This is a genomic window from Saccharopolyspora taberi (assembly GCF_039534165.1).
GTDB lineage: Bacteria > Actinomycetota > Actinomycetes > Mycobacteriales > Pseudonocardiaceae > Saccharopolyspora_D > Saccharopolyspora_D taberi.
The window spans coordinates 273,188-279,946 of record NZ_BAAAUX010000003.1 but is presented as its reverse complement, the minus strand read 5'-3'; the positions used below and the strand labels follow the sequence as shown (position 1 = coordinate 279,946).

Sequence of the window (6,759 nt, the reverse complement as noted above, 5' to 3'; positions counted from 1 at the left end):
CAGGATCCAGCCGCGGAGGTTGAAGGTCCCGATCTCGCCCTGCGCCAGTGTGTGCAGTTGCGCCAGTGTTTCCAGCGGCATGGTGGTCATCTCGTTGCCCCTGTGTTCGCGGAGTCTCGTCGGGTCGGTACCTCAGCCTGCCGGGACGGTCCCGGCACGCAGGTACGAGTAGAACATGACATGGTCACCAGAAGTAGTGGTTGCGAGTTCCGGAGTGGCGCCGGATCAGGCGTGATCACGCGGCGGATGGGCCGTTCGGGCATGCCTCTTTCGGCCCAGTGCCGGGAAAAGAGCGGTCATCGCGCCTGCTCTGGCATGGAATCACGTGATCGTTCACCCGCTCGCGAGCCCTCTCGTAACGCACCGTGCACAAACCGGTACCGCAGTGGAATTCCGCACATCGAGTCATGATGCACCCGACCGGATCACGGTGGCGTGCAGACACCGGATTCGGTTGACGCGAAAGGTGATCTTCGCATCGCACCAAGAGTAGCGGTCCCCCGACACCGCGCACCGCACCGGGGCGCACACGACCGGTGACCACCGATCCCCCCTGAACAACACCCAAACGAGACCACAGTGGACACTCGGGAGCACCGGTCCACCCACTGGGACACCCAGGCGCCTCAGAAGCGGCACAGCCGCTTAACCCAAGCAAGCAACCGGCACGCCGGCCCGACCAACCGGCACCGCCCACGCAAGCAGCTGGCACCGCCGCGGGTTCTCAGGCGTCGCCTCGCGAGGACAGCTTCGACGTGGCGTATTGGCATACGCGATGTCGGAGCTCCCGCAGCGAGGCGGCGCCTGAGGTTCCGCCACCCGCACCGGCCAGCAGAACGACCACACACAACTAAGAAGGGATGAGTCGGCCTGTAAGCCGGATCCTGTCCATGGGCGCCTCACGACGGTCCCAATGGGCGGCCATCCATCTCGGCCTGCCGTCGCCGGCAGGCTCCAGCGGCCTACCCGCAGGCATCGGGCGGGCTACCCTCGATCGCCTGCGCAGGCACCTCGGTGCCCTCTTGGCCTTGCTCCGGGTGGGGTTTACCGAGCCGCCCCGGTCACCCGGGGCGCTGGTGGTCTCTTACACCACCGTTTCACCCTTGCTCGGCCGGAATGCCGAAGGCATTCGGCCGGGCGGTCTGCTTTCTGTGGCACTTTCCCGCGGGTCTCCCCGGGTTGCCGTTAGCAACCACCCTGCCCTGTGGAGTCCGGACTTTCCTCGACGGGGACCAGCCCCGACGCGACCGCCCGGCCGACTCATCCGCGCCGCTCAGTCTACCGCTCGCGACGTCCCGCCCGGCGGGAGCGTCCGGGCGAGCCGCCGCTTGGCCTCCTCCCCGGCGCCGATCCGGTCCAGCCCGAGCAGCCCGGCACCGACCACCGGCGCCGCCTCGGCGACCCGGATCTCGACCTTCGGCGCGACCTCGGCGCACCGCCGGTGGATGCCGGGCACGAGCCGCCGCCCGGCCCCCGACAGCACACCTCCGCCGAGGACGACGACCGCCGGTTCGGCGAGCATGCCGAGGCGGCGCAGGGTGACGGTGGCCAGCTGCCCGACCTCGTCGGCGAGCCGCTCGACGAGCCCGGCCGCGACCTGGTCGCCTTCGGCGGCGACCTCGAACAGCACCGGGCACAGCCCGAGCACGTCGGCGTCCGGGATCTCCCCGAAGTGCAGGGCCTCGACCACGTCGAAGACCCGCGGCCTGCCGAAGTGGTCGGCGACGGCGGTGCGCAGCTCGGTGCCCGGACCACGCCCGTCCTCGGCCCGCACCGCCCACCACAGGGCCTCGTGCGCGAGGAACGAACCTCCGCCCCAGTCGCCGGAAATCCGCCCCACCGCCGGAAAGCGCGACACTGCCCCGTCCGGGGCCACCCCGACGCAGTTGATGCCCGCGCCGCAGACCACCGCGACCCCGACGCCGTCGTCGGTCCCGGCCCGGAGGAGGGCGAAGGTGTCGTTGTCCACCACGACCGTCTCGGACCACCCGCGGGCGGCGACGGCGTCGCGCAGCTCCCGCTCCTCGCGCGGCAGGTCCGCGCCCGCCAGGCACGCCGCCGTGTGCCTGGCGAACGGCGGCTCCAGCGGCAGGCCCGCCCGGACCAGCGCCTCCTCCGCCATTCCGGCCAACGCGTCCAGGCAGGGGCCGACGCCGATCCGCTGCGGCGAGACGCCGGGGCCGCGGACTTCCGACAGCACGGTCCCGTCCGCTCCGACCAGCAGCACGTCGGTCTTGCTGTTGCCGCCGTCGATCGCGAACACCGCCGGGGTCACTTCGCCCATGGCAGGAACGCCGCGTTGAGCTGGACCAGCTCCTCCGCGAGCTCTTCGGCCAGGTGGTGGCGGCCGATCAGCGGATGCGCGAGCAGGGCGTTGGCGACGCGGTCGCGGCCGCCGCGCACGGCGGCGTCCAGCGCGAGGTGCTCGTAGGCGGTGACGTGCGCGATCAGCCCGGACAGGGCGGGCTCCAGCGGCCGGACCGGCAGTGGCCGGGCGCCTTCGGAACTCACCCGCGCGTTGGTCTCGATCACCGCGTCGTCCGGCAGGAAGTCCAGCGTGCCGCCGTTTCGCACGTTCACGACGTGCGTCTCCGGCGGGCCGTCGGAGGTCAGCGCGCGCACCAGCCGCACCGCGGCCTCCGAGTAGTGGGCACCGCCGCGCAGCATCAGCTCGTCGGGCTTGGTGTTGACCGACGGGTCCGAGTAGCGCTTGAGCAGGTCGCGCTCGACGTCGCTGACCACCGACGCGCGCGGCGGCTGCGAGCGCTCGCGCGCCACCACCTCGTCGTGGGTGTAGAAGTACTTGAGGTAGTAGGACGGGATCACGCCCAGCCGCCGCATCAGCGCGAGCGGGAGCCCGACGTGCTCGGCCAGCTCCGGCCCGCGTTCGGCCAGCAGGTCCGGCAGGACCTCGTGGCCGTCGATCCGCACGCCCCGGACCCAGGTCAGGTGGTTGAGCCCGACGTGCTCCAGCTCCACCGACCGCCAGTCCCAGCCGAGCAGCCCGGCGATCCAGCGCTGGACGGTGATCGCCACGTTGCACAGGCCGACCGCCCGGTGGCCCTCGAGCTGCAGGGCGCGGGTGACGATCCCGACCGGGTTGGTGAAGTTCACCAGCCACGCGTCCGGGGCGACCGCGCGGACCCGGTCGGCGATGTCGAGCACCACCGGCACCGTGCGCAGCGCCTTGGCCAGCCCGCCCGCGCCGGTGGTCTCCTGCCCGACGCAGCCGTGCTCCAGCGGGAAGGTCTCGTCCCGGTAGCGGGCCGCCTGCCCGCCGACGCGCAGTTGCAGCAGGACGGCGGCGGCGCCCTCGGCGCCTTCCTCCAGGTCCGCCGTGGTGGTCAGCCGGGTCCCGCTGCCCCGGTGCTCCAGCAGCCTGCGGCAGAAGTCGCCGACCACGGCGAGCCGCTGCTCGTCGGGGTCGACCAGCACGATCTCGTCGATCCCCGCGCCGATCCCGTCGACCAGTTCCGGGGTGTAGGTGGATCCGCCACCCACGACCGTCAGCTTCATGACGCTCCTCTATCCCTTGACACCGGTGAAGGTGATGCCTCGGACGAATGCGCGTTGCGCGACCAGGAACAGCACGATCACCGGCAGCATCACCAGCACGGTGGCCGCCATCGTGAGGTTCCACTCGACGTAGTGCGTGCCCCGGAACGACGCGAGGCCGACCGACAGCGTCCAGCTGCCCGGGTTCTCGCCGGTGTAGAGCAGCGGGCCGAAGAAGTCGTTCCAGGTGTAGAGGAAGCAGAACATCGCGGCGGCGGCGATGCCCGGCCTCGCCATCGGCACGACGACGCGCAGCATCGCGCCGAGCTCGGAGCAGCCGTCGACCTTCGCCGCGTCCACGTAGGACTGCGGGATGGTCAGGAAGAACTGGCGCAGCAGGAAGATGCTGAACGCGTCGCCGAACAGGTGCGGGATGATCAGCGGCCACAGCGAACCGGTCAGCTCGAACCGCGTCCACAGGATGTACAGCGGCACGGCGGTCACCTGCGGCGGCAGCATCATGGCCGCGATCACGAGCAGGAAGGCCGCGTTCCGGCCGCGCCAGCGCATCTTGGACAGCGCGTAGGCGACCGGCACGCTGGAGATGAGCATGAACACCGTGGCCAGCCCGGCGTAGAGCAGGCTGTTTCCCAGGTAGGACAGCATCGGCGCCTTGACGAAGACCTCGGCGAAGTTCTCCCAGTGCCATTCGCGGGGCCACAGGTCCGAGGTGAGCGCCTGCTGGTCGGACATGAACGCGGTCAGCAGCACGAAGACCATCGGCAGCAGGAACATCACGCCCAGCGCGAGTCCCAGGCTGTGCACCGCGATCCAGTGCAGCGCGCGGCGCGACGGCGACATCGAGGCGTCGGAGATCACGCGGCCTCCATCAGTGCCATGCGGGACACCCGCACCCGGTCGGCCACGCTGAGCGGGAAAGCAGTGTCGCTCACGCTGCCTCCACCAGAGCCATGCGGGACACCCGCACCCGGTCGGCCACGCTGAGCGGGAAAAGAGTGTCGCTCACGCGGCCTCCTCAGCCGTCCGCATGCGGCGGATCAGCCAGATCGTGAACCCGAGCGAGAAGACGAACAGCAGAACGGCCATCGCCGCCGCGTAACCCATGTTGTAGTAGTGGAATCCCTGCTGGTAGAGCCAGGCCGGGAAGGTCAGCGTGGCGTTGTCCGGGAAGCCGAGGGTCTTGCTGCTGCCGACCACCTCGGCCTGCCCGGACGCGACCGAGCCCGCGACCACGGCCTGGGTGAAGTACTGCAACGAGAAGATGATCGAGTTGACCACCCCGAACAGCAGCACCGGCGCGATGGACGGGATGGTGATGTGGCGGAACCGCCGCCACGCCCCCGCCCCGTCCAGCGCCGCCGCCTCGTGCAGCTCGCGCGGGACGTCCAGCAGCGCGGCCAGCAGGATGATCATCAGCTCCCCGCAGCCCCACAGCGTCAGCAGCGTCAGCGCGGGCTTCGCCCACGCCGGGTCGTTGAACCACAGTGGACCGTCGATGCCGAACAGCCGCAGGAACCCGTTCACCGGGCCGGTTCCGGGGTTGAACAGGAAGACGAACGCCAGCGTCGCCGCGACCGGCGGAGCGAGCGCGGGCAGGTAGCACAGCGTCCGCACCAGCCCGACGCCGCTGCGAAGCCGGGCGATGACCGAGGCGACGCCCAGCGCGAACGCCACCCGGAGCACGGTGAGCACCACGACCAGCCACACCGTGTTCAGCGCGGCGGTCCGCACCACCGGGTCGCCGGTGAACAGGTAGGCGTAGTTGCGCAGGCCCACCCAGGTCGGCGCGGTGAGCAGGTCGTAGCTGGTGAACGAGAAGTACCCGGTCGCCACCAGCGGGTAGCCGAAGAACAGGGTGAACCCGACGATCCACGGCGACATGAACGCCAGGACGCGCAACCGCCTGCCGAGCGCGCCCACCTCAGCCGCCCATCGACTTGGCCGCGTCGATCTGCGCGTCCAGCTCCCGCAGCGCCGGGCCGAGGTCCGAGACCTGGCCGCTCTGCCACTTCACCATGAAGTCCTCCGTGGACTTCATGTAGGCGCTGCCATTCGGGCTGGCCGGGGAGGGGACGAGCTTGGCGCCGTCGAACAGGTCCAGGAAGGTCTGGTACTGCGGCGACCGCTCCAGCCGGGGATCGTGCAGAGCTTCCCTGGTGGTCGGAACGTTGTTGAGGCCGTTGGCCAGTTCCACCAGCGCGTCGGTGTCGGTGGTCAGGTACTTCACCAGTTCCCAGGCCGCGCCTGCGTTGGCCGCACCCTTGGGCACGCCGATGATGGTGCCGGTGGTCAGCCCGGTGCCGTAGAGCTCGGGCCTGGTGACGGGAAACGGAGCGGTGCCGTAGTTCAGCTCCGGGGCCTGCTCCTCGATGAACCCGGTGCGGTACTCGCCGTCGATGGCCATCGCGATCCTGCCCTGCTGGAAGGCGTTGTCGGCGGAGTACTGCTGGCCGAGCCCGGCGGTGAACTGGACCAGCTTGTCCCAGCCGTAGAAGTCCACGAGTTCCTTCTGCCAGCGCAGCATCTCCGCCCACGCGGGGTCGGAACCGAGCACCGACCGGCCCTGCTCGTCCATCCACCGCGCGCCCCAGTGCGGGGCCCAGTTCCACGGGTGGTTGGCCTGCGACGCCTGCACCGGCAGGAAACCGGCCACCTTGATCGAGCCGTCCGGGTTCCACTCGGTGAGCCGCTTGGCCAGGTCGGTGAGTTCGGCCGTGGTGCGCGGCGGCTCGCTGATGCCTGCTTTCGCGAACAGGTCGGCGTTGTAGTACAGGCCGTAGACGTCGGCCAGCAGCGGCATCGCGCAGCGCTTTCCTTGGTACTGCGTGTAGTCCTGCACGGCCTGCGGGATCTGCGACAGGTCGGTGCGGTCGCGCTCCAGATAGGGGCCGAGGTCCTGCCACGCCCCGCTGGAGCAGAACTGGCCGAGGTTGACCGTCTCGGCCGAGACCGCCACGTCCGGCGGGTTGCCGCCGCGGATGGCCTGGGTGATCTTGTCGTCGTCCTGGCTGCCCCGGCTCTCGACGGTGATGTTGGGGTGGGTGGCGCGGAAGCCGTCGAGCACGCGGTTGAAGGAGTCCAGCTCCCGGTCGGTGAACTGGCTGGCCACGGTGATGGTGAGCCGCTCGTCCGGGCCGGGTGCGGGCTGCGGGCCTTGGGCGGTCGAGCCCGCGGTGCACGCGGCGGCCAGCAGGGCGGTCGCGGCCACACCCACGCCGATCTGTCTGCGCATGTGCTTGTCCT

General features: G+C 70.4%; 5 protein-coding genes and 1 other RNA gene. All 6 read right to left on the bottom strand.

All coding sequences use genetic code 11. The features are described 5' to 3' along the window. Window positions 1-857 precede the first annotated feature (857 nt). Window positions 858-1,263, bottom strand: an RNA gene (gene rnpB, locus ABD691_RS04055) — RNase P RNA component class A. A gap of 10 nt (window positions 1,264-1,273) precedes the next feature. Continuing rightward, window positions 1,274-2,284: an N-acetylglucosamine kinase gene (locus ABD691_RS04050; RefSeq protein ID WP_344677991.1), complete on the bottom strand. Its 1,011-nt coding sequence runs from the start codon at window positions 2,282-2,284 to the stop codon at window positions 1,274-1,276. After that, window positions 2,272-3,516 (bottom strand): 6-phospho-beta-glucosidase, encoded by a 1,245-nt coding sequence (locus ABD691_RS04045; protein WP_344677990.1) that lies wholly within the window; start codon window positions 3,514-3,516, stop codon window positions 2,272-2,274. The genes ABD691_RS04050 and ABD691_RS04045 overlap by 13 nt, the downstream gene beginning before the upstream one ends. Window positions 3,517-3,525: 9 nt before the next feature. Beyond that, window positions 3,526-4,356, bottom strand: coding sequence for a carbohydrate ABC transporter permease (locus ABD691_RS04040; protein ID WP_344678028.1), 831 nt, complete (start codon window positions 4,354-4,356; stop codon window positions 3,526-3,528). A gap of 162 nt (window positions 4,357-4,518) precedes the next feature. After that, on the bottom strand, window positions 4,519-5,397 hold the full coding sequence (locus ABD691_RS04035) for a carbohydrate ABC transporter permease (RefSeq protein WP_344678027.1): 879 nt from the start codon (window positions 5,395-5,397) through the stop codon (window positions 4,519-4,521). A 40-nt stretch (window positions 5,398-5,437) separates the two neighbouring features. Continuing rightward, window positions 5,438-6,748 carry an ABC transporter substrate-binding protein gene (locus tag ABD691_RS04030; protein WP_344677989.1) on the bottom strand — a complete coding sequence of 437 codons (1,311 nt, stop codon included), beginning with the start codon at window positions 6,746-6,748 and terminating at the stop codon, window positions 5,438-5,440. Between the last annotated feature and the right edge of the window lie 11 nt (window positions 6,749-6,759).

What these genes read in the sequence shown, in the direction of transcription:
- ABD691_RS04050 (WP_344677991.1), bottom strand. Translation starts at nt 2,284, where the DNA reads ATGGGCGAAGTGACCCCGGCGGTGTTCGCGATCGACGGCGGCAACAGC.
- ABD691_RS04045 (WP_344677990.1), bottom strand. Translation starts at nt 3,516, where the DNA reads ATGAAGCTGACGGTCGTGGGTGGCGGATCCACCTACACCCCGGAACTG.
- ABD691_RS04040 (WP_344678028.1), bottom strand. Translation starts at nt 4,356, where the DNA reads ATGTCGCCGTCGCGCCGCGCGCTGCACTGGATCGCGGTGCACAGCCTG.
- ABD691_RS04035 (WP_344678027.1), bottom strand. Translation starts at nt 5,397, where the DNA reads ATGTCGCCGTGGATCGTCGGGTTCACCCTGTTCTTCGGCTACCCGCTG.
- ABD691_RS04030 (WP_344677989.1), bottom strand. Translation starts at nt 6,748, where the DNA reads ATGCGCAGACAGATCGGCGTGGGTGTGGCCGCGACCGCCCTGCTGGCC.